This window comes from Aquimarina spongiae (genome assembly GCF_900141785.1).
GTDB classification, from domain to species: Bacteria; Bacteroidota; Bacteroidia; order Flavobacteriales; family Flavobacteriaceae; genus Aquimarina; species Aquimarina spongiae.
Genome location: NZ_FQYP01000006.1, coordinates 112016 through 132775, shown reverse-complemented (window position 1 = coordinate 132775; position 20760 = coordinate 112016). Strand labels below are relative to the sequence as shown.

Annotated in this window: 33 protein-coding genes; all 33 read right to left on the bottom strand. The window is 36.9% G+C overall.

Annotated features, from left to right (window positions below; translation table 11 throughout):
* Positions 1-116 precede the first annotated feature (116 nt).
* The 33 genes from BUE24_RS14325 to fusA all read right to left on the bottom strand — a co-directional run bounded on the left by BUE24_RS14325 (position 117) and on the right by fusA (position 20748).
* Positions 117-1403 carry a citrate synthase gene (locus BUE24_RS14325; RefSeq protein ID WP_073316896.1) on the bottom strand — a complete coding sequence of 429 codons (1287 nt, stop codon included), beginning with the start codon at positions 1401-1403 and terminating at the stop codon, positions 117-119.
* 173 nt (positions 1404-1576) lie between these two features.
* On the bottom strand, positions 1577-2869 hold the full coding sequence (eno, locus tag BUE24_RS14320) for a phosphopyruvate hydratase (RefSeq protein ID WP_073316894.1): 1293 nt from the start codon (positions 2867-2869) through the stop codon (positions 1577-1579).
* Between the two features lie 186 nt (positions 2870-3055).
* Positions 3056-4171: a glutamine-hydrolyzing carbamoyl-phosphate synthase small subunit gene (carA, locus tag BUE24_RS14315; RefSeq protein ID WP_073316892.1), complete on the bottom strand. Its 1116-nt coding sequence runs from the start codon at positions 4169-4171 to the stop codon at positions 3056-3058.
* Positions 4172-4279: 108 nt separating this feature from the next.
* Complete coding sequence (gene rplQ / locus BUE24_RS14310; protein WP_073316890.1) at positions 4280-4774, bottom strand: 50S ribosomal protein L17; 495 nt, start codon at positions 4772-4774, stop codon at positions 4280-4282.
* A gap of 63 nt (positions 4775-4837) precedes the next feature.
* On the bottom strand, positions 4838-5830 hold the full coding sequence (locus BUE24_RS14305) for a DNA-directed RNA polymerase subunit alpha (RefSeq protein ID WP_073316888.1): 993 nt from the start codon (positions 5828-5830) through the stop codon (positions 4838-4840).
* A 24-nt stretch (positions 5831-5854) separates the two neighbouring features.
* Positions 5855-6460, bottom strand: coding sequence for a 30S ribosomal protein S4 (rpsD, locus tag BUE24_RS14300; RefSeq protein WP_073316887.1), 606 nt, complete (start codon positions 6458-6460; stop codon positions 5855-5857).
* 130 nt (positions 6461-6590) lie between these two features.
* Entirely contained in the window at positions 6591-6974 is a 384-nt protein-coding gene (gene rpsK, locus BUE24_RS14295; RefSeq protein ID WP_073316875.1) for a 30S ribosomal protein S11, read from the bottom strand.
* Positions 6975-6982: 8 nt separating this feature from the next.
* Positions 6983-7357 carry a 30S ribosomal protein S13 gene (rpsM, locus tag BUE24_RS14290; RefSeq protein WP_073316874.1) on the bottom strand — a complete coding sequence of 125 codons (375 nt, stop codon included), beginning with the start codon at positions 7355-7357 and terminating at the stop codon, positions 6983-6985.
* Between the two features lie 2 nt (positions 7358-7359).
* Positions 7360-7476 (bottom strand): type B 50S ribosomal protein L36, encoded by a 117-nt coding sequence (gene ykgO, locus BUE24_RS14285; RefSeq protein WP_073316873.1) that lies wholly within the window; start codon positions 7474-7476, stop codon positions 7360-7362.
* 210 nt (positions 7477-7686) lie between these two features.
* Positions 7687-7902: a translation initiation factor IF-1 gene (gene infA / locus BUE24_RS14280; protein WP_008613577.1), complete on the bottom strand. Its 216-nt coding sequence runs from the start codon at positions 7900-7902 to the stop codon at positions 7687-7689.
* The gene (gene secY, locus BUE24_RS14275) at positions 7902-9242 is read right to left on the bottom strand and encodes a preprotein translocase subunit SecY (protein WP_073316872.1); all 1341 of its coding nucleotides are present in this window, start codon (positions 9240-9242) and stop codon (positions 7902-7904) included. Before secY ends, infA begins: the two co-directional genes overlap by 1 nt.
* 10 nt (positions 9243-9252) lie before the next feature.
* The gene (gene rplO, locus BUE24_RS14270) at positions 9253-9705 is read right to left on the bottom strand and encodes a 50S ribosomal protein L15 (RefSeq protein WP_073316871.1); all 453 of its coding nucleotides are present in this window, start codon (positions 9703-9705) and stop codon (positions 9253-9255) included.
* A 9-nt stretch (positions 9706-9714) separates the two neighbouring features.
* A complete protein-coding gene (rpmD, locus tag BUE24_RS14265; protein ID WP_027392536.1) occupies positions 9715-9894 on the bottom strand; it encodes a 50S ribosomal protein L30 in 180 nt (59 codons plus the stop codon).
* 11 nt (positions 9895-9905) lie between these two features.
* Positions 9906-10430, bottom strand: a complete 525-nt coding sequence (gene rpsE / locus BUE24_RS14260) for a 30S ribosomal protein S5 (protein WP_073316869.1) — start codon at positions 10428-10430, stop codon at positions 9906-9908.
* Between the two features lie 6 nt (positions 10431-10436).
* Positions 10437-10793, bottom strand: a complete 357-nt coding sequence (gene rplR, locus BUE24_RS14255) for a 50S ribosomal protein L18 (RefSeq protein WP_073316867.1) — start codon at positions 10791-10793, stop codon at positions 10437-10439.
* Between the two features lie 10 nt (positions 10794-10803).
* On the bottom strand, positions 10804-11346 hold the full coding sequence (gene rplF, locus BUE24_RS14250) for a 50S ribosomal protein L6 (protein WP_073316866.1): 543 nt from the start codon (positions 11344-11346) through the stop codon (positions 10804-10806).
* Positions 11347-11366: 20 nt separating this feature from the next.
* A complete protein-coding gene (rpsH, locus tag BUE24_RS14245) occupies positions 11367-11765 on the bottom strand; it encodes a 30S ribosomal protein S8 (protein ID WP_073316864.1) in 399 nt (132 codons plus the stop codon).
* A gap of 66 nt (positions 11766-11831) precedes the next feature.
* Positions 11832-12101, bottom strand: a complete 270-nt coding sequence (rpsN, locus tag BUE24_RS14240; protein ID WP_073316862.1) for a 30S ribosomal protein S14 — start codon at positions 12099-12101, stop codon at positions 11832-11834.
* A gap of 2 nt (positions 12102-12103) precedes the next feature.
* Positions 12104-12655, bottom strand: coding sequence for a 50S ribosomal protein L5 (rplE, locus tag BUE24_RS14235; protein ID WP_073316860.1), 552 nt, complete (start codon positions 12653-12655; stop codon positions 12104-12106).
* 2 nt (positions 12656-12657) lie between these two features.
* The gene (gene rplX / locus BUE24_RS14230; RefSeq protein ID WP_073316859.1) at positions 12658-12984 is read right to left on the bottom strand and encodes a 50S ribosomal protein L24; all 327 of its coding nucleotides are present in this window, start codon (positions 12982-12984) and stop codon (positions 12658-12660) included.
* Positions 12985-12996: 12 nt separating this feature from the next.
* On the bottom strand, positions 12997-13365 hold the full coding sequence (gene rplN / locus BUE24_RS14225) for a 50S ribosomal protein L14 (RefSeq protein WP_073316857.1): 369 nt from the start codon (positions 13363-13365) through the stop codon (positions 12997-12999).
* 2 nt (positions 13366-13367) lie between these two features.
* Positions 13368-13625 (bottom strand): 30S ribosomal protein S17, encoded by a 258-nt coding sequence (rpsQ, locus tag BUE24_RS14220; protein WP_034243856.1) that lies wholly within the window; start codon positions 13623-13625, stop codon positions 13368-13370.
* Positions 13626-13637: 12 nt separating this feature from the next.
* Positions 13638-13832, bottom strand: a complete 195-nt coding sequence (gene rpmC / locus BUE24_RS14215) for a 50S ribosomal protein L29 (RefSeq protein WP_027411972.1) — start codon at positions 13830-13832, stop codon at positions 13638-13640.
* A gap of 15 nt (positions 13833-13847) precedes the next feature.
* Positions 13848-14267, bottom strand: coding sequence for a 50S ribosomal protein L16 (rplP, locus tag BUE24_RS14210; RefSeq protein ID WP_073316856.1), 420 nt, complete (start codon positions 14265-14267; stop codon positions 13848-13850).
* 20 nt (positions 14268-14287) lie between these two features.
* Positions 14288-15010, bottom strand: a complete 723-nt coding sequence (rpsC, locus tag BUE24_RS14205; protein ID WP_073316854.1) for a 30S ribosomal protein S3 — start codon at positions 15008-15010, stop codon at positions 14288-14290.
* An 8-nt stretch (positions 15011-15018) separates the two neighbouring features.
* Positions 15019-15426 (bottom strand): 50S ribosomal protein L22, encoded by a 408-nt coding sequence (rplV, locus tag BUE24_RS14200; protein ID WP_073316852.1) that lies wholly within the window; start codon positions 15424-15426, stop codon positions 15019-15021.
* An 8-nt stretch (positions 15427-15434) separates the two neighbouring features.
* On the bottom strand, positions 15435-15713 hold the full coding sequence (gene rpsS / locus BUE24_RS14195) for a 30S ribosomal protein S19 (protein WP_024770876.1): 279 nt from the start codon (positions 15711-15713) through the stop codon (positions 15435-15437).
* Between the two features lie 6 nt (positions 15714-15719).
* Positions 15720-16544 carry a 50S ribosomal protein L2 gene (rplB, locus tag BUE24_RS14190; RefSeq protein ID WP_073316851.1) on the bottom strand — a complete coding sequence of 275 codons (825 nt, stop codon included), beginning with the start codon at positions 16542-16544 and terminating at the stop codon, positions 15720-15722.
* 9 nt (positions 16545-16553) lie between these two features.
* Positions 16554-16844: a 50S ribosomal protein L23 gene (rplW, locus tag BUE24_RS14185; RefSeq protein ID WP_073316849.1), complete on the bottom strand. Its 291-nt coding sequence runs from the start codon at positions 16842-16844 to the stop codon at positions 16554-16556.
* Positions 16845-16849: 5 nt separating this feature from the next.
* Complete coding sequence (gene rplD / locus BUE24_RS14180; protein WP_073316847.1) at positions 16850-17479, bottom strand: 50S ribosomal protein L4; 630 nt, start codon at positions 17477-17479, stop codon at positions 16850-16852.
* On the bottom strand, positions 17479-18096 hold the full coding sequence (gene rplC, locus BUE24_RS14175; protein ID WP_073316845.1) for a 50S ribosomal protein L3: 618 nt from the start codon (positions 18094-18096) through the stop codon (positions 17479-17481). Before rplC ends, rplD begins: the two co-directional genes overlap by 1 nt.
* Before the next feature lie 208 nt (positions 18097-18304).
* Positions 18305-18610, bottom strand: coding sequence for a 30S ribosomal protein S10 (gene rpsJ, locus BUE24_RS14170; protein ID WP_010181931.1), 306 nt, complete (start codon positions 18608-18610; stop codon positions 18305-18307).
* Between the two features lie 11 nt (positions 18611-18621).
* Positions 18622-20748 (bottom strand): elongation factor G, encoded by a 2127-nt coding sequence (gene fusA, locus BUE24_RS14165; protein ID WP_073316843.1) that lies wholly within the window; start codon positions 20746-20748, stop codon positions 18622-18624.
* Between the last annotated feature and the right edge of the window lie 12 nt (positions 20749-20760).

Here is a 20760-nt window from a genome sequence, read left to right as displayed (position 1 = left end):
AAAAGTAACCTTCAAATTGCTATGATTTTTCATGGAGGCTTTTCTAAGCTTTACAATAAACAAAAAAGGCGCTGAACTATTCAGCGCCTTTTTTAAAATATCGTATGATTTCTTAATTATCTTTCAGAAACCGCTTTAAAAGCTCTGTAGTTCTCTCCGATATATATTTGTCTAGGTCTTCCGATTGGTTCTTTACGAAGTCTCATTTCTCTCCATTGAGCAATCCAACCTGGTAATCTTCCTAAAGCAAACATTACTGTAAACATTTCGGTAGGTATACCCAATGCTCTATAAATGATTCCTGAATAAAAATCAACATTAGGATATAACTTTCTTTGTACAAAATATTCATCTTTCAATGCTACATCTGCTAATCCTTTTGCTATATCTAAAACAGGATCTTCGATTCCTAGATCTCCTAATACTTCTTCTGCAGACTTTTTAATGATCTTTGCACGAGGATCGAAGTTTTTATATACTCTGTGACCAAATCCCATCAAACGGAATGGGTCATTTTTATCTTTAGCTTTTGCAATATATTTTGCAGTATCTCCACCATCTGCTTTGATCGCTTCTAACATTTCGATAACTGCCTGATTAGCTCCACCGTGAAGTGGCCCCCACAATGCAGAAATACCTGCAGATAAAGAAGCAAACAGTCCAGCATGAGAGGACCCTACGATTCTTACTGTAGAAGTAGAACAGTTTTGCTCATGATCAGCGTGCAAGATCAATAACTTATCCAAAGCATCATTTACAATTTTATTTGCTTCATACGCCTGATTAGGTCTTGCAAACATCATTTTATGTAAATTTTCTACATACCCCAAAGAATTATCTCCATAATCTAGAGGAAGGCTTTTTCTTTTTCTCATTGTCCAAGCTGCCAGCACTGGGAATTTTGCTAAGATCTTAACAATCGCTCCATACATCTCTTCTTCAGAATCTACATCAACAGATCCAGGATTAAATGCAATTAAAGCACTTGTCAAAGAAGACAATACTCCCATTGGATGAGCGCTTTTAGGAAATCCATCTAGAATTTTCTTCATGTCTTCATCTACATGAGATTCTTCTTTGATGTCCTTATCAAATTTTTCTAATTGAGCTGCTGTTGGAAGTTCTCCAAAAATCAACAAATAAGCTACTTCAAGAAAATCTGCTTTTTCGGCAAGTTCTTCTATAGAATATCCTCGGTAGCGTAAGATTCCTTTTTCTCCATCCAGAAAGGTGATCGCACTCTCGCAACTACCTGTATTTTTATATCCAGGATCAATCGTTGTTACTCCTCCTGTTGCTCCTCTGAGTGCCTTGATATCTATTCCTAATTCATTCTCCGTTCCTTTAATAATTGGGAACTCATATTTATTACCGTCGATTTCTAACGTAGCTATTTTTGACATATGATTATTTAGAATTTTGCTATTACATTAAGGGCTGCTAAATTACGAAATATAGTGTTAATATGTTATTAATCGTTACATCATTTTTACCCTTACAAAGTATTTTCAAAATTATTCGCAATAAAAAAAGGACTATTCAAAAAATAGTCCTTTTTTTTAGCATAAAGATTAATCTAGCGTTTAACTTTAAAAGCTTTTTCCATTGGATAATAGGCTATACTTCCTAACTCTTCTTCTATACGAAGTAGTTGATTGTATTTTGCCATTCTATCACTTCTAGAAGCAGATCCTGTTTTGATTTGCCCTGTATTTAAGGCTACGGCCAAATCTGCAATAGTATTATCTTCTGTTTCCCCAGAACGGTGAGACATTACTGATGTATACCCTGCATTATGCGCCATATTTACGGCTGCAATAGTCTCTGTAAGTGTTCCTATTTGATTTACCTTGATCAAAATTGAATTTGCTGTATTGTTTTCAATTCCTCGGGATAATCGCTCCACATTGGTTACAAACAAATCATCACCAACTAATTGTACTTTATCCCCTACTTTGTCAGTAAGATATTTCCATCCTTCCCAGTCATTTTCATCCATACCATCTTCGATAGAAATAATTGGATATTTCGAAGCTAATTCAGCAAGATAATCTGCTTGTTCTTCACTAGAACGAACTACTCCTGTATCTCCTTCAAATTTGGTGTAATCATACTTTCCATCCACATAGAATTCTGCAGAAGCACAATCCAAAGCGATCATGATTTCATCTCCAAACTTGTATCCTGCTTTTTCTACGGCTAGTTTGATAGAATCTAGAGCATCTTCTGTTCCGTCTAATGTAGGAGCAAATCCTCCTTCATCTCCAACAGCTGTACTCAAACCTCTATCATGCAGTACTTTTTTCAGATTGTGGAAAATCTCTGTTCCCATCTGCATCGCTTCAGTAAAATTTTTAGCTTTTACTGGCATTACCATAAATTCTTGAAAGGCTATTGGAGCATCACTATGAGAACCTCCATTGATAATATTCATCATTGGAACAGGTAGTGTATTGGCACTAACTCCTCCTACATATCGATATAACGGAATATTTAACTCGTTGGCAGCAGCCTTTGCAGCAGCCAAAGAAACTCCTAAAATAGCATTTGCACCTAGTTTTGATTTATTTGGAGTTCCATCAAGTTCGATCATTCTCTGGTCTAACAAGTTTTGATCAAACACCGAGTACCCTAATAACTCTTCAGCGATTACTGTATTTACATTTTCTACAGCTTTAAGTACTCCTTTCCCCATATAATTATCACCTCCATCTCTCAACTCTACTGCTTCATGTTCTCCTGTAGATGCTCCCGAAGGAACAGCTGCTCTTCCTAACACACCATTTTCGGTAATCACATCAACTTCAACTGTTGGATTACCACGAGAATCAAGAATTTGTCTAGCGTGAATATTAATAATTACACTCATTGTTTTATTTATTTTGTTGGATAATTTTAATTCTTCGCAATATACGAAACCGGTATGTTCTGACCCCTTTAAAAAAGTGCTAATTTCCTACCAAAAACGCAATGCATTAACGAAGTTATCAACTATAACGTTGTAGGTTAAGACATTATCAAAACCGGTAGTATACGATTCAATATTTATATTGATTTATACGGCCAATTTTGCCTTTTTGATATTTTCTATAAACTCATCGAATAAGTATACAGAGTCATTTGGTCCAGGACTGGCTTCTGGGTGATATTGAACCGAAAAACAATTTTTATTCTTCAGCTTAATTCCCATTACCGTATCATCATTAAGATGGATATGAGTCATCTCGATATCTGGATGTTTTTCGGTATCTTCTTTACTTACTACAAACCCATGATTTTGAGAAGTAATTTCTCCTTTACCTGTTACCAAATTTTTAACCGGGTGATTAATCCCTCTGTGTCCATGATGCATTTTGTACGTACCAATACCATTTGCCAAAGCAATCACCTGATGTCCTAAACATATCCCAAATAATGGTAAATCTCTTTCAATAATCTCTTTTGCTGTGGCAATCGCTTCCTTTAAAGGTTGAGGATCTCCAGGCCCATTGGATAAAAAGAATCCATCTGGCCCCCATTCATTCATCTCTTCAAAAGATGCATTATATGGAAACACTTTGATATACGCATCTCTTTGTGCTAGGTTACGTAGTATATTTTTCTTAATCCCGATATCCAGCGCCGAAATTTTGTAAGTAGCATTAGGGTCTCCGTAGAAATATGGTTCTTTGGTAGATACTTGAGATGCTAATTCCAATCCGTTCATATCAGGAACTGCTGCCAGTTCTTTCTTTAATTTATCTATATCCTCTGTCTCTGTAGAAATAACAGCGTTCATTGCACCATTATCTCTGATATAGCTCACCAATGCTCTAGTATCTACATCAGAAATCGCCAATAAATTATGTTGCTCCAAAAATTCCTGTAAAGATCTGTCTGCTTTAACTCTGGAATATTCATAACTAAAATTCTTTACAATCAGTCCAGCAATTTTAATAGAATCAGATTCTATTTCCTGATCATTAGTCCCATAATTACCAATATGTGCATTGGTAGTTACCATAAGCTGACCATAGTACGAAGGATCTGTAAAGATTTCCTGATACCCAGTCGTACCGGTGTTAAAACATACTTCACCAAATGCAGTCCCTTCTCTCCCTACAGCTTTGCCGTAAAAAATGGTACCATCTGCTAATAAAAGAATTGCTTTTTTTCGAGATTGATATTTCATTATTTATAATTATTTCTATTGAGAAAACTTTTTCAAAATTATTTAAAAAAAAAGGATAAACGCCAAACGTTTATCCTTTTGTTATTATGTGTTATTCACACTCTTCATTTATTCTTCTTCAGAATTAGTAACTTCTGGCGCTGGTGCAGCAGGTGCACTTGCTTTTCCTCTTCTACTTCTTCTTGTTGATTTCTTCTTAGCAGGTTTACCAGCATTGTATAGCTCGTTATAGTCTACTAATTCGATCATTGCCATATCGGCGTTATCTCCAAGACGATTTCCCAACTTGATAATTCTGGTATATCCTCCTGGTCTGTCACCTATCTTGCTTGCTACATCTCCAAACAACTCAGCTACCGCTTCTTTACTTCTAAGTCTGCTAAAAACAATTCTTCTATTGTGAGTAGACTCTACAGTAGTAGTGTTGTTTTCTGCTTTAGACTTGGTCACTAAAGGCTCAATAAACTGCTTAAGCGCTTTTGCTTTTGCTACAGTCGTATTGATTCTTTTGTGCTCTATTAAAGAGCAAGCCATGTTTGCAAGCATCGCTTTGCGATGTGCAGTCTTTCTTCCTAGGTGATTTACTTTTTTTCCGTGTCTCATGACATTTTTGTTTAATCATCATCTTGCTCTACCCACTATGAGGAGCAAAATATGATGGATTACTTAATCTTTATCTAATTTGTATTTTGAAAGATCCATTCCAAAGTTAAGCCCTTTAACATTCACAAGCTCTTCAAGCTCAGTTAAAGATTTCTTACCAAAGTTACGGAACTTCATTAAATCGTTCTTATTGTAAGATACCAAGTCTCCTAGTGTATCTACTTCTGCAGCTTTCAAACAGTTTAACGCACGAACTGAAAGGTCCATGTCGATAAGTTTTGTTTTTAATAACTGTCTCATATGAAGCGATTCTTCATCATATGTTTCAGTTTGTGCTATCTCATCAGCTTCTAATGTAATACGCTCATCAGAGAATAACATGAAGTGATGGATTAATATTTTTGCTGCTTCTGTTAAGGCATCCTTTGGATGAATAGAACCATCAGTAACGATTTCGAAAACTAATTTTTCGTAATCGGTCTTTTGCTCTACACGATAGTTTTCGATACTATACTTTACATTCTTGATTGGAGTGTAAATAGAATCTGTAAAAATCGTTCCAATAGGAGCATTAGCTTTTTTATTTTCTTCAGCAGGTACGTAACCTCTACCTTTTTCTATAGTAATTTCAAGGTTTAACGCTACCTTCTTATCCATATTACAGATCACCAATTCTGGGTTTAATACCTGGAATCCTGAAATGAATTTTTGGAAATCTCCAGCAGTAAGCTGCTCTTGACCAGAGATAGAAATAGTCACAGACTCATTATCTATATCTTCAATCTGACGCTTGAAACGTACTTGTTTAAGATTTAGGATGATTTCGGTAACATCTTCTACCACCCCAGAAATAGTTGAGAACTCGTGATCTACTCCTTCTATTCTAAGAGAAGTTATAGCGAATCCCTCTAAAGAAGATAGCAAAACTCTTCGTAAAGCGTTACCAACTGTCAATCCGTACCCAGGTTCTAATGGTCTAAATTCAAATTTACCATCGAACTCTGTAGAGTCGATCATGATAACTTTATCGGGCTTCTGAAAATTTAATATTGCCATGTTATTGTTTCTTCTTTAGCGTTATTACTTAGAGTATAATTCGACGATGAATTGCTCATTGATATTTTCCGGAATCTGAACTCTTGCCGGAACTGATACGAAAGATCCTTCTTTTGTATCGTTATTAAAAGTAATCCACTCATATACCTTGCTATTGTTGGCCAATGAATTCTGGATTACTTCTAATGATTTTGATTTTTCTCTTACTCCAACAACATCTCCAGCTTTTAACTGATACGAAGGAATGTTTACTAACTCTCCATTTACAGTGATATGTCTGTGAGAAACTAATTGTCTTGCACCTCTTCTAGAGTTAGCAAGTCCCATTCTAAACACTACATTGTCTAAACGAGATTCACAAAGTTGAAGTAATACCTCACCCGTAATACCTTGAGCACGAGTTGCTTTTTCGAACATGTTTCGGAATTGACGCTCTAAAATACCATAGGTGTATTTTGCTTTTTGCTTTTCCATTAACTGGATAGCGTATTCACTTTTCTTTCCTCTACGTCTGTTGTTTCCGTGTTGCCCAGGAGGGTAATTTCTTTTTTCGAATGACTTATCGTCTCCGAAGATCGCTTCACCAAATTTACGAGCGATTTTAGTTTTTGGACCAGTATATCTTGCCATTATTAATAAATTAGTTATTGAGGTGATTATGAATTAAGGTCACTTTCCTTCGATAATCAATTCTCCTCAAATTAGATTACTTACTTAGTTATAATTAAAAAGAGAACCCAAGCATATGCTCGGGAAAAAATTATACTCTACGTCTTTTAGGAGGACGACAACCATTATGCGGCATTGGCGTTACATCGATAATTTCTGATACCTCGATACCTGAATTATGGATAGAACGTATTGCAGACTCTCTTCCATTACCTGGACCTTTTACGTAAACTTTTACTTTTTTAAGTCCAGCCTCGATAGCTACTTTTGCTGCATCTTCTGCTGCCAATTGCGCTGCGTAAGGCGTATTTTTCTTAGATCCTCTGAATCCCATTTTACCGGCAGAAGACCAAGAGATTACATCTCCTTTTTTATTGGTCAACGAAATAATAATATTGTTGAAAGAAGCTGTAACGTGAGCTTCACCTACAGATTCTACTATTACTTTACGTTTTTTTGAAGTTGACTTTGCCATACTACTTATTATTTAGTTGCCTTTTTCTTGTTTGCAACTGTTTTTCTTCTTCCTTTACGTGTTCTTGAATTGTTCTTAGTGCGTTGTCCTCTAAGTGGCAAACCAGCTCTATGACGAATACCTCTGTAACATCCTATATCCATAAGACGTTTGATATTCAACTGAACTTCTGAACGTAATTCTCCTTCGATGGTATAGGCTCCTACAGCTTCACGGATACGACCGATTTGATCATCATCCCAATCAGAAACTTTTATACTTTCATCTACTTTGGCAGTAGCTAAAATTTCTTTAGCTCTACTTCTACCGATTCCGAAGATATAGGTTAATGCTATAACTCCTCGCTTTTGTTTAGGTATATCTACCCCTGCAATTCTTGCCATAATTACCCTTGTCTTTGTTTAAATCTAGGATTCTTTTTATTAATTACGTAAAGTCGGCCTTTTCTACGCACAATCTTGCACTCGGCACTTCTCTTTTTTAATGATGCTCTTACTTTCATCTGTTATTTCTTAAGTTTTTCAACTGTCAGATTATATGCTTCGACAACTGAGATAATTGTTTATAAAAACCAACAATCTCAATCCTGTCGGTTTTCTCTATTGTTTATTTCATACTCCTGAAAAACAGGATATCATCTATAGAGATATTTATTTATTTTTTCAGCGTGCAAAACTACGGAAAAAAAATTAAATAACAATATCTTCTAAAATTAGTATCTGTATGTTATACGAGCTTTTGTCAAATCGTATGGACTCATCTCTAGCTTTACCTTATCTCCAGGTAACAACTTAATATAGTGCATTCGCATCTTTCCAGAGATATGAGCAGTTACTACATGACCGTTTTCTAGCTCTACACGAAACATTGCATTTGACAATGCTTCTATGATACTTCCATCTTGTTCTATTGCTGGTTGTTTTGCCATTATGCTACTGCTTTTCTGTTTTTACCAGATTTCATCAATCCGTCGTAATGTCTATTCAATAAGTACGAATTTACCTGTTGCATTGTATCTATCGCTACACCTACCATAATAAGTAAAGAAGTACCTCCAAAGAACAACGCCCAACCCGCTTGTACATTAAGCAATTTCACTGCTATTGCAGGAAAAACAGCTATAAGCGCCAAGAATATAGAACCAGGCAATGTAATTTGAGACATGATCTTATCCAAATATTCAGCAGTTTCACTTCCCGGACGAATCCCAGGAATAAATCCTCCACTTCTTTTTAGATCATCTGCCATTTTATTCGTTGGTACTGTAATCGCAGTATAGAAATAGGTGAATACAATGATTAACAATGCAAACACAATGTTATACCATAGTCCAAAAATATCACTAAAAGCAGCTGTAATACCCTGAGCAGTCTCAGACTCTGAAAGACTTCCTGCAATCAAACCAGGAACAAACATAATTGCTTGTGCGAAAATGATTGGCATTACTCCCGATGCATTTAGCTTTAGCGGGATGTACTGACGAGATCCAAAAACATTTTTCTCATATCCTCCACTTGCTGTTCTTCTAGCGTATTGCACAGGAACTTGACGTACTGCCATCACCAATAGCACTGAAGCTAATATGATCACAAACCAGATTACCAATTCGATCAATACCATAATCATTCCTCCTCCGTCTCCAGAAACTCTTGAGAAGAAGTTTTGTACAAAAGACTGAGGTAATGTAGCAATGATACCTACCATAATTAATAATGAAATACCATTACCAATACCTTTATCCGTTATCTTCTCTCCTAACCACATAGCGAAAATACACCCTGTAGTAAGAATGATTACCGATGACACAACAAAAATTGTTTGATTTGGAATAACAAATGCCTCTGCAGGAAGTTGTGCAAAAAGATTATAAATATACCCTGGTCCCTGTACCAATGTAATGGCAATTGTTAACCAACGTGTAATTTGATTAATCTTTTTACGCCCACTTTCTCCTTCTTTCTGAAGCTTTTGTAAATACGGTATCGCGATTCCCATTAACTGCACCACAATGGATGCAGAAATGTAAGGCATAATACCCAAAGCGAATACTGATGCATTTGCAAACGCACCACCCGTAAAGGCATTTAACAACCCTAATAGCCCATCTTGAGCTTGAGTACTAAGATTTGCAAGTTGTGCAGCATCTACACCAGGCAATACTACCTGAGCTCCAAAACGATATACCAAAAGTAAGCCTAGAGTGACTAAAATTCTATTCTTTAGCTCCTCTATTTTCCAAATATTTTTTATTGTATCGATGAATTTCATGAATTGTTTATTATAAGGTTACTGCTTCACCACCAGCAGCTTCAATAGCAGCTTTTGCAGTGGCTGTAAATTTGTGAGCTGAGACTTTCAATTTCGCCTTCAATTCACCTCTTCCCAGTATTTTCACCAAATCATTCTTTCTAGCTAAACGAGTTGCCAAGATCACATCAAGATCTACTGTATCTTTAATCTTTCCTTCATCTACTAATTTTTGTAGCGTGTCAAGATTGATTCCTTGATACTCTTTTCTGTTAATGTTCTTGAAACCGAACTTAGGCACACGTCTTTGAAGTGGCATTTGTCCACCTTCAAAACCAATTTTTCTAGAATATCCAGAACGTGACTTTGCTCCTTTATGTCCACGAGTAGCAGTTCCTCCTTTTCCAGAACCTTGTCCACGACCTACTCGCTTACTGTTATTTTTTACCGAACCTGCAGCAGGTTTTAAGTTACTTAAATCCATGTGCTTATATTATTTTGTTTCTACTGAAACTAAATGTTTAACTTTATTTACCATCCCAAGAATATTAGGAGTATCATCATGCTCCACTACCTGGCCGATCTTTTTAAGCCCTAGAGCCTCTAGAGTTCTTTTCTGTCTCTGAGTACGATTAATCGCGCTCTTTACTTTAGTAATTTTAATCTTTGCCATCGTTCCTTAATTTATCCTTTAAACACCTTTTCTAGTGAAATACCACGTTGTGCAGCAACTTGCTGAGCACTACGTAATTGTAACAACGCATCAAACGTCGCTTTCACTACATTGTGTGGGTTAGACGATCCTTGGTTCTTAGAAAGTACATCATGCACTCCTACAGATTCTAATACTGCACGGATAGCACCACCAGCAATTACTCCGGTACCAGTTGCAGCAGGCATTAATAATACTCTTGCTCCACCATACTTACCTTTTTGTTCGTGAGGTAAAGTACCTTTATGTAATGGAATACGAACCAAATTCTTTTTTGCATCTTCTACAGCCTTAGCGATAGCTTCTGCTACCTCCTTAGACTTACCAAGACCATGACCAACAACACCGTTTTCGTCACCAACAACAACGATTGCAGAGAAACCGAATGCTCTACCACCCTTTGTTACTTTAGTCACACGTTGTACACCAACTAAACGATCTTTTAGTTCAAGTCCGCTTGGTTTTACTAATTCTGCGTTTTTATATTTCTGATACATAATTTCTTAGAATTTAAGTCCTGCTTCTCTAGCACCTTCTGCCAATGATTTAACTCTACCGTGGTATAAATACCCCCCTCTATCGAAAGATACTGTTTCTACACCGGCTTTAATCGCTTTTTCTGCCAAAGCTTTTCCAACTAAACTTGCGATTTCAACTTTAGTTCCATTTGCTTTAGCAATGTCTTTATCTCTTGAAGAAGCTGAACTGATTGTCTTACCAGTTACATCATCTATAACCTGAGCATAGATTTCCTTATTACTTCTATAAACAGATAATCTAGGACGTTGTTCTGTTCCGCTAATTCTTCCGCGGATTCGCTTTCTTATCTTTAATCTTCTTGATTCTTTTGAGAATGCCATAACTTCGTTATTATGCAGATTTACCTGCTTTTCTTCTTAATTGTTCTCCTACGAATTTAACTCCTTTTCCTTTGTAAGGCTCTGGCTTACGGAAACCTCTAATCTTAGCGGCTACCTGTCCTACCAACTGCTTATCATGAGAAGTCAATTTTACGATAGGGTTTTTACCTTTTTCTGAAATAGTTTCAACTTTAACTTCTGGAGCCAAATCTAAAACTATGTTATGTGAGAATCCAAGCGCCAAATCTAATTTCTGACCCTGGTTAGAAGCTCTATATCCAACTCCTACTAATTCTAACTCTTTGGTAAAACCTTCAGAAACACCTACCACCATGTTCTGGATCAAAGCGCGGTATAAACCGTGTTTAGCTTTATGATCCTTAGCATCACTAGGTCTTTCTATAACAACCTGACCTTCTTCTACTTTCACTTCAACAGCATCAAACTCTTGAGAAAGCTCTCCTAATTTTCCTTTAACAGTAACAACATTACCTGTCACCTCTACAGTGACACCAGACGGAATAGTTACTGGATTTTTTCCTATTCTTGACATTTCTTTTGCCTTTTATACTGTTAATATACGTAACAAAGTACTTCTCCTCCTACATTATCTTGTCTTGCCTGCTTACCAGTCATAACACCATGAGATGTAGAAACGATTGCTATACCTAATCCATTAAGAATTCTTGGAATATCTTTTGATCCAGCATACTTACGTAAACCTGGCTTACTTATTCTCTGTAATTCTTTAATTACTGGCTCTTTAGTCATTTTATCATACTTAAGAGCGATCTTGATCGTACCTTGTACTGAGTTATCCTCAAACTTATAACTTAAGATATATCCTTGATCGAATAATATCTTAGTAATTTCTTTTTTAACCTTAGATGCAGGAATCTCAACAACTCTGTGCTGAGCTCTATTTGCGTTTCTAATTCTAGTTAAATAATCTGCAATAGGATCTGTATTCATTATTTATAGTTTATGGTATTGGTTTTCGATGTTTATCGAACCTTATACCAATTAATTCAAATTAGTTTACCAACTAGCTTTTGTTACTCCTGGAATTAATCCTTTGTTTGCCATTTCTCTGAATGTTACACGAGAAATTCCAAACTGACGCATGTACCCTTTTGGTCTTCCTGTAAGCTTACAACGATTGTGCTTACGGATAGGAGAAGCATTTCTTGGTAATTTCTGTAGCGCCTCATAATCTCCAGCTTCTTTTAAAGCTTTTCTTTTTTCAGCATACTTAGCTACAGTTTTAGCTCTCTTCACCTCACGGGCTTTCATTGATTCTTTAGCCATAATTAATTCTTTTTAAAAGGTAATCCTAGTTCGGTTAACAATGATTTTGCTTCTTTATCAGTCTCAGCTGAAGTTTCGAAAGTAATATTCATTCCTGAAATTTTGTTTACCTTATCGATATCGATCTCAGGAAAGATGATTTGTTCAGTAATACCCATTGAGTAGTTACCTCTTCCATCAAAACCTTTAGCATTGATTCCACCAAAATCTCTTACACGTGGTAATGCTGAAGTAATTAAACGATCTAAAAATTCGTACATTCTTTCTCCTCTTAACGTAACCTTTGCTCCAATTGGCATTCCTTTACGTAATTTGAAAGAAGCAACATCCTTCTTAGAAATCGTTGGTACAGCTTTTTGACCAGTGATTGTTGTCAATTCATCAACTGCATAGTCGATCAATTTTTTATCAGCAACCGCAGCTCCAATACCTCTACTCAAAACTATTTTTTTAAGTTTTGGCACTTGCATTACATTATCATAGCTGAATTCTTCTGTAAGAGCAGACACAACGCGGTCTTTATACTCTTGTTTTAGTCTTGGGATATAAGCCATAACTATATTACTTCATTAGATTTTTTAGCAAATCTCACTTTCTTATCTCCTTCCATTCTATACCCTACTCTTGTCGCTTCTCCATTTGAAGTCATCAACGACAAGTTAGAAATATGAATAGGTGCTTCTTTTTCTACAATACCACCTTGAGGATTTTGAGCACTTGGTTTCGCATGTTTCTTTACGATATTTACTCCCTCTACAATAGCTTTGTTTTCTTCACGTAGTACCTTTAATACTTTTCCAGTAACAGCATTGTCAGTAGTACTCTTGTGAGCACCAGCGATAACTTTTACCGTATCTCCTGTTTTAATTTTAAGCTTTGTCATCTTTAAATTATTTTAAAGCACTTCTGGCGCTAGTGAAACAATCTTCATGAATTGCTTATCACGAAGTTCTCTTGCCACAGGACCAAATACACGAGTTCCTCTCATTTCTCCTGCAGGGTTCAATAAAACACATGCATTATCATCGAAACGAATATAAGAACCATCTGGTCTGCGTACCTCTTTTTTAGTACGAACTACAACTGCAGTAGAAACCGCTCCTTTCTTAATGTTTCCATTCGGAGTTGCTTCTTTTACACTGACAACTATTTTGTCTCCTACAGAGGCGTATCTTCTTCCTGTACCACCTAGAACACGAATTGCTAAAACTTCTTTAGCCCCTGTGTTATCGGCTACTTTTAATCTAGACTCTTGTTGTACCATAATTACTTCGCTCTTTCAATTACTTCTACTAATCTCCAGCATTTGGTTTTACTCATAGGTCTTGTTTCCATGATCTTTACAGTATCACCAATATTGCAGTCGTTTTTCTCGTCGTGTGCAACGTATTTTTTCGTTTTTAACACGAACTTTCCGTACATCGGGTGTTTTACCTTTTTCACCTCAGAAACCACGATTGATTTCTGCATTTTGTTACTTGTAACAACACCTATACGCTCTTTTCTTAAGTTTCTTTTTTCCATCTTTCAGCAGAATTAACCGTTTAATTCTCTTTTTGTTAGCTCTGTAGCAATTCTTGCAATAGATCTTCTTACTTTACGTAATTGTAAAGGATTTTCTAGTGGAGACATCGCGTGAGCCATTCTTAAATCTGAATATGCTTTTTGTGACTTACCAAGTTCTTCTTGTAATTCAGCTGTAGATAATTCTTTAACTTCTGATTGCTTCATAATAAATCTTCAATTTTAAGCTTGATAATCTCTAGCTACAATAAACTTAGTTCTCACGGGAAGTTTTTGAGCTGCCAAACGTAATGCTTCTTTAGCTACGTCATATGGCACACCACTAACTTCAAATAATATTCTTCCTGGTTTTACTACTGCTGCCCAGTATTCAACCGCACCTTTTCCTTTACCCATACGTACTTCAAGAGGCTTTTTTGTAATTGGCTTGTCTGGGAAAATTTTAATCCACAGAGATCCCTCTCTTTTCATATAACGAGTAGCAGAAATACGAGCTGCTTCAATTTGTCTAGCAGTAACAAAACTTGAATCTAATGATTTGATTCCGAAAGTACCGTTTGAAAGCTGGTGTCCTCTTTGAGAAAGACCTTTCATACGACCTTTTTGTTGCTTACGGAATTTTGTTCTTTTAGGCTGTAACATTGTTAATTTACTTTAAAAAATTACTTTCTACGACGTGACTTATTACCACCACTTCGTCCACCTCTGTCACCTTTTCCTTGTTTCTTGGATAAACCAACTAAAGGAGAAAGTTCTCTTTTACCATATACTTCGCCTTTCATGATCCATACTTTCACACCCAATCTACCGTAAGTAGTATGAGCTTCAACTAAAGCATAATCTATGTCAGCTCTAAATGTAGATAAAGGAATTCGACCTTCTTTGTAAGCTTCTGAACGTGCCATTTCAGCTCCATTCAAACGCCCTGAAATCTGAATTTTAATCCCTTCTGCATTCATTCTCATTGCAGCCGCAATAGCCATCTTGATTGCACGACGATAAGAAATACGACTTTCTATTTGTCTTGCAACACTTGATGCTACTAAGTATGAATCCAACTCAGGTCTCTTGATTTCAAAGATGTTGATCTGAACTTCCTTCTCTGTAATCTTCTTAAGCTCTTCTTTTAACTTGTCTACCTCTTGACCACCTTTTCCGATAATGATACCAGGTCTAGCGGTAGTGATAGTAACGGTTACAAGTTTAAGCGTACGCTCAATGATTACTCTTGATACACTAGCTTTTGATAAACGCGCATGTACATACTTTCTAATCTTATCGTCTTCGGCAAGTTTATCACCGTAGTCATTACCTCCGTACCAGTTGGATTCCCAACCTCTAATGATACCAAGGCGATTTCCGATTGGATTTGTCTTCTGTCCCATAGTCTATATTAGCTTTGTGTATTATTTTTTGCTCCTAACACGATTGTTACGTGATTTGAACGTTTTCTAATTCTGTGTGCGCGACCTTGTGGAGCTGGACGAAGTCTTTTTAACATACTTCCTCCGTCTACACGAATTTCTTTAATGAATAGATCCGCATCCTCTATACTAGCGTCTTCATTTTTCGCCTGCCAGTTTGCTATAGCAGAAAGCAACAACTTCTCTAAACGACGTGCTGCCTCCTTTTGGCTAAATCTAAGAATATGAAGCGCTCTTTCTACTTTTTCACCACGGATCAAGTCTGCTACCAAACGCATTTTGCGTGGTGACGTAGGGCAGTTATTAAGCTTAGCAAAAGCAATTTGCTTTTTCTCCTCCTTAATTCTATCCGCCATTTCTTTTTTACGAACTCCCATAGCTTAAATTATTTTTTACCTTTATTTTTAGCACCAGCGTGTCCTCTAAAAGAACGAGTTGGCGAAAATTCTCCTAATTTATGACCTACCATATTCTCTGTAATATATACAGGTACAAACTGTCGACCATTATGAACTGCAATTGTTTGCCCTACAAAGTCAGGAGTAATCATAGATGCTCTAGACCAAGTCTTGATTACAGACTTTTTGTTAGCCTCTACATTAGCAGCTACTTTTTTCTCTAACTTATAGTGAACGTAAGGTCCTTTTTTTAATGAACGTGCCATATCTTATTATTTCTTTCTACGTTCTACAATATACTTATTACTCGCTTTCGTCTTAGAACGGGTTCTAAATCCTTTTGCAGGAAGACCTTTTCTAGAACGTGGGTGACCTCCAGAAGAACGTCCTTCACCACCACCCATTGGATGATCTACCGGGTTCATCGCTACTGGTCTTGTACGTGGTCTGCGACCTAACCATCTAGATCTACCAGCTTTACCACCAACGATCAATTGATGATCACTGTTAGATACTGCACCGATAGTTGCCATACAGTTTACCAATACCATTCTTACCTCGCCAGAAGGCAACTTTACAGTTGCAAACTTACCATCACGAGCCATCAATTGAGCAAAAGAACCAGCACTACGTGCCATAACAGCACCTTGACCTGGTCTTAACTCTATACATGAAATAATAGTACCTAATGGGATATCACTTAAAGGCATTGCGTTACCAATTTCTGGTGCTACATTGTTTCCAGAAACAATGTTTTGCCCTACTTGAAGTCCATTTTGAGCGATAACATAGCGCTTTTCACCATCTTGGTAATTTACTAACGCTATAAAAGCAGTTCTGTTTGGATCGTATTCGATTGTTGCAACAGTAGCAGGGATTCCATGCTTATCACGTTTAAAATCAATAATACGATACCTTCTTTTATGACCTCCACCTTTGTAGCGGATTGTCATTTTTCCTTGACTGTTTCTACCTCCAGATCTTTTCTTCGGAGCTAATAAACTTTTCTCCGGCTTATCAGTAGTAATTGCGTCAAATCCATTTACTACTCTAAAACGCTGACCTGGGGTAATTGGTTTTAATTTTCTTACTGACATTTTCTAGTCTTAAAGATTACTATATAAATCAATTACATCACCTTCCGCCACCTGTACAATTGCTTTTTTGTAAGCGCTTGTTTTACCAGTGATCATACCAGTTTTGGTATAACGAACCTTGCGATCCGGACGGACATTTATTGTTCGAACTTTAGTAACAGATACACCATAAGCAGCCTCAACTGCCTTTTTGATCTCTACCTTATTCGCTTTCTTATCTACTACAAAACCATAGCGGTTATACACTTCACTATCGTTAGTAGCCTTTTCCGTAATAATAGGTTTTATTAAGATACTCATGGCTTCTATTTACTTAAATTCGTTTCAATTCCTTTCAAAGAACCTTCCAAAAGCACAACGCTGTTTGCATTAAGTATTTTGTAAGTACTTAATTCTGAAGCAGTTATAACTTCTGAACTTTTCAAATTGCGCGACGACAAATATACATTATTATTTGACTCTGCCAACACAAACAAAGACTTTTTGTTTTCAAGCCCTAATGACTTCAAAATTGCTGTAAAATTCTTTGTCTTTGGAGCATCAAAATTAAAGTCTTCGATAACGGTTATCGCTTTGTCATTTGCTTTGATACTTAAGGCAGATTTACGTGCTAATCTTTTTAAGTTCTTATTTAATTTAAAAGAGTAGTTACGTGGTCTTGGGCCAAAAATTCTACCTCCTCCTTTAAAAACAGGAGACTTGATACTACCAGCTCTGGCAGTTCCCGTTCCTTTTTGTTTCTTTATCTTTCTGGTACTACCAGCAATCTCAGCTCTTTCCTTAGCTTTATGAGTTCCCTGACGTTGATTCGCCAAGAATTGCTTCACATCTAAGTATACAGCATGATTGTTTGGCTCTATACCGAAAACAGCATCAGAAAGGTCTACCTTTCTTCCTGTTTCTTTTCCGTTTATATCAACAACTGCTACTTTCATTACTTCTGAATCGTTACATAAGTGTTTTTATGACCAGGAACGCATCCCTTTACCACAAGTAAGTTCTTTTCTGGAACTACCTTTAACACTCTTAAGTTTTGAACTTTTACTTTTTCTCCACCCATTCTACCTGCCATACGCATTCCTTTGAATACTCTTGCAGGGTAGGATGCAGCACCAATAGAACCAGGAGCTCTTAATCGGTTATGTTGCCCGTGAGTTGCTTGTCCAACACCGCCGAAACCGTGTCTTTTTACAACCCCTTGGAAACCTTTACCTTTTGAAGTTCCTGAAACGTCAACAAACTCTCCTTCTGCGAAGTGCTCTACTGTTATCGTGTCACCTAATTTGTACTCCTCATCAAAACCTTTAAACTCGACAACTTTACGCTTAGCAACAGTTCCTGCTTTTTTAAAGTGACCTAAAGCCGCTTTTGAAGCATTTTTGTCTGCTTTGTCATCGAAACCTAATTGAACAGCATCATAACCGTCAACCTCATTGGTTCTGACTTGGGTAACCACGCATGGCCCAGCTTCGATCACCGTACATGGAATATTCTTTCCATTCTCGTCGAAGATGCTGGTCATACCGATCTTTTTTCCTATTAACCCAGACATATTTAAATTATTTATTAATTATTCTTATTTAAAGTCAAAACTAGATCTTGACTTCTCTTTATTCTTTTACAAAAAAAACAGGGCTAAAAACACCTTCAACCCTGAAATGTATTTTTGCCGTTTTTCCCTCGCACGCAGCTTGGGACATGTTGTTTCGACTCCGCTCAGCAATTTAATATCAACTATTGTTGAGCGGAGTCTAAATCAATTATACTTTGATCTCTACTTCTACTCCACTTGGTAATTCCAACTTCATCAACGCATCAATCGTTTTTGAAGAAGAACTATAGATATCCAAAAGTCTTTTGTAAGAACTCAATTGAAATTGCTCTCTTGACTTTTTGTTTACGTGTGGAGAACGTAGCACAGTAAAAATTTTCTTATGTGTTGGTAAAGGAATCGGCCCAGTTACTACAGCTCCTGTACTCTTTACCGTCTTTACGATTTTCTCAGCAGACTTGTCTACCAAGTTGTGATCGTAAGATTTTAGTTTTATTCTGATTTTTTGACTCATTTCTGTAATAATTAAGCGTTAACTCCTTTTGCAGCTGCAATTACTTCTTCTGAAATATTAGAAGGAGTCTCTGCATAGTGAGAAAATTCCATCGTAGATGTTGCTCTACCAGAAGATAATGTTCTTAATGAAGTTACATAACCAAACATTTCTGAAAGAGGAACGATCGCTTTCACAACCTTAGATCCTGAACGATCACTCATATCGTTAACCTGACCTCTACGTCTGTTCAAATCTCCTACGATATCCCCCATGTTTTCTTCTGGAGTTAATACCTCCAATTTCATAATAGGCTCCATGATTACAGCTCTTGCAGCTTTTGCAGCAGCTTTGTAACCTAACTTCGCAGCTAACTCGAATGACAATTGATCAGAATCCACATCGTGGTAAGAACCATCAGTAAGTGTCACTTTCATTGCATCCATTTCATATCCAGCCAAAGGTCCGTTTTTCATAGCCACTTTGAATCCTTTTTCTACAGAAGGGATAAATTCTTTAGGAACGTTACCACCTTTAATCTCAGAAACGAATTCAAGACCAACTTTACCTTCTTCAGCAGGCTCCATAGTAAATACAATATCTGCGAATTTACCACGACCACCAGACTGTTTCTTGTACACTTCTCTATGTTCTGCACGAGCAGTAATAGCTTCTTTGTACTCAACCTGTGGTTGCCCTTGGTTAACCTCTACTTTAAATTCACGCTTTAAACGGTCAACAATAATATCTAAGTGAAGCTCACCCATTCCAGAAATAATAGTCTGTCCTGAAGCCTCATCTGTTCTTACAGTAAATGTAGGATCTTCTTCTGCTAACTTAGCCAAAGCCATTCCTAATTTATCTACATCAGCCTTTGTTTTTGGCTCTACAGCGATACCAATTACCGGATCAGGGAAGTCCATTGATTCAAGAACAATTGGATTCTTCTCATCTGACAATGTATCTCCAGTTTTAATATCTTTAAAACCTACAGCTGCACCAATATCTCCTGCCTCGATATATTCAATTGCATTTTGCTTGTTGGAGTGCATTTGGTAAATACGAGAAATACGTTCTTTCTTTCCAGAACGATTATTTAACACGTAAGAACCTGCATCCAATCTACCTGAATACGCACGGAAGAAAGCCAAACGACCTACGAAAGGATCTGTAGCAATCTTAAATGCCAATGCAGAAAACGGCTCCTTAACATCAGGCTTACGAGAAATCTCTTCATCTGTATTAGGATCAGTTCCAACAATTGCATCCTTATCCGTTGGAGAAGGTAAGTAACGACATACAGCATCTAATAAGAACTGTACTCCTTTATTTTTAAAAGCAGAACCACATACCATTGGAATAATAGACATATCCATTACCGCAGCTCTAAGTGCAGCATGCACTTCCTCTTCGGTAATAGACTCCTCGTCTTCCATGTATTTTTCTAAAAGATCCTCGTCATAAGCAGCTACCTCTTCGATAAGCTTACCTCTAAGTTCTTTTGCTTCAGCTTTAAGCTCTTCAGGAATGTCTATAACATCAAATGTTGCTCCTTGAGTTTCATCATGCCATACAATAGCACGGTTCTTCACAAGATCAACAATACCTTTAAAATCAGCTTCATCACCGATATTCAAAACGATAGGAACAGCATTTGATCCTAACATTTCTTTTACCTGATTACAAACTGCTAAAAAGTTAGATCCCTGGCGATCCATTTTGTTTACAAATCCCATTCTTGGAACTTTGTAATTATCTGCTAGTCTCCAGTTAGTTTCAGATTGAGGCTCTACACCATCAACTGCACTAAATAAGAAAACTAATCCATCAAGTACACGTAAAGAACGATTCACCTCTACGGTAAAATCAACGTGTCCTGGAGTATCAATAATATTGAAGTGGTATCCTTTTGCATCTGCAGTTGGCTTGCCATTTTCTGTTGGAAAGTTCCACGTACAAGTGGTAGCAGCAGAAGTAATTGTAATACCTCTTTCCTGCTCTTGCTCCATCCAGTCCATAGTAGCCGCACCATCGTGCACCTCACCTATTTTATGACTTACACCAGTGTAATAAAGAATACGCTCTGTAGTCGTTGTCTTTCCTGCGTCAATGTGCGCAGCAATTCCTATGTTTCTTGTATATTTTAAATCTCTAGCCATTTCTGTTATTGA

Excerpts from the sequence above, each read along its gene's own strand:
- BUE24_RS14325 (WP_073316896.1), bottom strand. The coding sequence starts at position 1,403 with ATGTCAAAAATAGCTACGTTAGAAATCGACGGTAATAAATATGAGTTC.
- eno (WP_073316894.1), bottom strand. The coding sequence starts at position 2,869 with ATGAGTGTAATTATTAATATTCACGCTAGACAAATTCTTGATTCTCGT.
- carA (WP_073316892.1), bottom strand. The coding sequence starts at position 4,171 with ATGAAATATCAATCTCGAAAAAAAGCAATTCTTTTATTAGCAGATGGT.
- rplQ (WP_073316890.1), bottom strand. The coding sequence starts at position 4,774 with ATGAGACACGGAAAAAAAGTAAATCACCTAGGAAGAAAGACTGCACAT.
- BUE24_RS14305 (WP_073316888.1), bottom strand. The coding sequence starts at position 5,830 with ATGGCAATATTAAATTTTCAGAAGCCCGATAAAGTTATCATGATCGAC.
- rpsD (WP_073316887.1), bottom strand. The coding sequence starts at position 6,460 with ATGGCAAGATATACTGGTCCAAAAACTAAAATCGCTCGTAAATTTGGT.
- rpsK (WP_073316875.1), bottom strand. The coding sequence starts at position 6,974 with ATGGCAAAGTCAACTTCAAAAAAACGTAAAGTAATAGTAGAATCTGTA.
- rpsM (WP_073316874.1), bottom strand. The coding sequence starts at position 7,357 with ATGGCAAGAATTGCAGGGGTAGATATACCTAAACAAAAGCGAGGAGTT.
- ykgO (WP_073316873.1), bottom strand. The coding sequence starts at position 7,476 with ATGAAAGTAAGAGCATCATTAAAAAAGAGAAGTGCCGAGTGCAAGATT.
- infA (WP_008613577.1), bottom strand. The coding sequence starts at position 7,902 with ATGGCAAAACAACCAGCAATAGAACAAGATGGAAGTATCATAGAAGCA.
- secY (WP_073316872.1), bottom strand. The coding sequence starts at position 9,242 with ATGAAATTCATCGATACAATAAAAAATATTTGGAAAATAGAGGAGCTA.
- rplO (WP_073316871.1), bottom strand. The coding sequence starts at position 9,705 with ATGGATTTAAGTAACTTAAAACCTGCTGCAGGTTCGGTAAAAAATAAC.
- rpmD (WP_027392536.1), bottom strand. The coding sequence starts at position 9,894 with ATGGCAAAGATTAAAATTACTAAAGTAAAGAGCGCGATTAATCGTACT.
- rpsE (WP_073316869.1), bottom strand. The coding sequence starts at position 10,430 with ATGTATCAGAAATATAAAAACGCAGAATTAGTAAAACCAAGCGGACTT.
- rplR (WP_073316867.1), bottom strand. The coding sequence starts at position 10,793 with ATGGCATTCTCAAAAGAATCAAGAAGATTAAAGATAAGAAAGCGAATC.
- rplF (WP_073316866.1), bottom strand. The coding sequence starts at position 11,346 with ATGTCAAGAATAGGAAAAAATCCAGTAACTATTCCGTCTGGTGTCACT.
- rpsH (WP_073316864.1), bottom strand. The coding sequence starts at position 11,765 with ATGAATACAGATCCTATTGCAGATTATTTAACTAGAATTAGAAACGCA.
- rpsN (WP_073316862.1), bottom strand. The coding sequence starts at position 12,101 with ATGGCTAAAGAATCAATGAAAGCCCGTGAGGTGAAGAGAGCTAAAACT.
- rplE (WP_073316860.1), bottom strand. The coding sequence starts at position 12,655 with ATGGCTTATATCCCAAGACTAAAACAAGAGTATAAAGACCGCGTTGTG.
- rplX (WP_073316859.1), bottom strand. The coding sequence starts at position 12,984 with ATGACAAAGCTTAAAATTAAAACAGGAGATACGGTAAAAGTTATCGCT.
- rplN (WP_073316857.1), bottom strand. The coding sequence starts at position 13,365 with ATGGTACAACAAGAGTCTAGATTAAAAGTAGCCGATAACACAGGGGCT.
- rpsQ (WP_034243856.1), bottom strand. The coding sequence starts at position 13,625 with ATGGAAAAAAGAAACTTAAGAAAAGAGCGTATAGGTGTTGTTACAAGT.
- rpmC (WP_027411972.1), bottom strand. The coding sequence starts at position 13,832 with ATGAAGCAATCAGAAGTTAAAGAATTATCTACAGCTGAATTACAAGAA.
- rplP (WP_073316856.1), bottom strand. The coding sequence starts at position 14,267 with ATGTTACAGCCTAAAAGAACAAAATTCCGTAAGCAACAAAAAGGTCGT.
- rpsC (WP_073316854.1), bottom strand. The coding sequence starts at position 15,010 with ATGGGACAGAAGACAAATCCAATCGGAAATCGCCTTGGTATCATTAGA.
- rplV (WP_073316852.1), bottom strand. The coding sequence starts at position 15,426 with ATGGGAGTTCGTAAAAAAGAAATGGCGGATAGAATTAAGGAGGAGAAA.
- rpsS (WP_024770876.1), bottom strand. The coding sequence starts at position 15,713 with ATGGCACGTTCATTAAAAAAAGGACCTTACGTTCACTATAAGTTAGAG.
- rplB (WP_073316851.1), bottom strand. The coding sequence starts at position 16,544 with ATGTCAGTAAGAAAATTAAAACCAATTACCCCAGGTCAGCGTTTTAGA.
- rplW (WP_073316849.1), bottom strand. The coding sequence starts at position 16,844 with ATGAGTATCTTAATAAAACCTATTATTACGGAAAAGGCTACTAACGAT.
- rplD (WP_073316847.1), bottom strand. The coding sequence starts at position 17,479 with ATGAAAGTAGCAGTTGTTGATATAAACGGAAAAGAAACAGGAAGAAAG.
- rplC (WP_073316845.1), bottom strand. The coding sequence starts at position 18,096 with ATGTCTGGGTTAATAGGAAAAAAGATCGGTATGACCAGCATCTTCGAC.
- rpsJ (WP_010181931.1), bottom strand. The coding sequence starts at position 18,610 with ATGAGTCAAAAAATCAGAATAAAACTAAAATCTTACGATCACAACTTG.
- fusA (WP_073316843.1), bottom strand. The coding sequence starts at position 20,748 with ATGGCTAGAGATTTAAAATATACAAGAAACATAGGAATTGCTGCGCAC.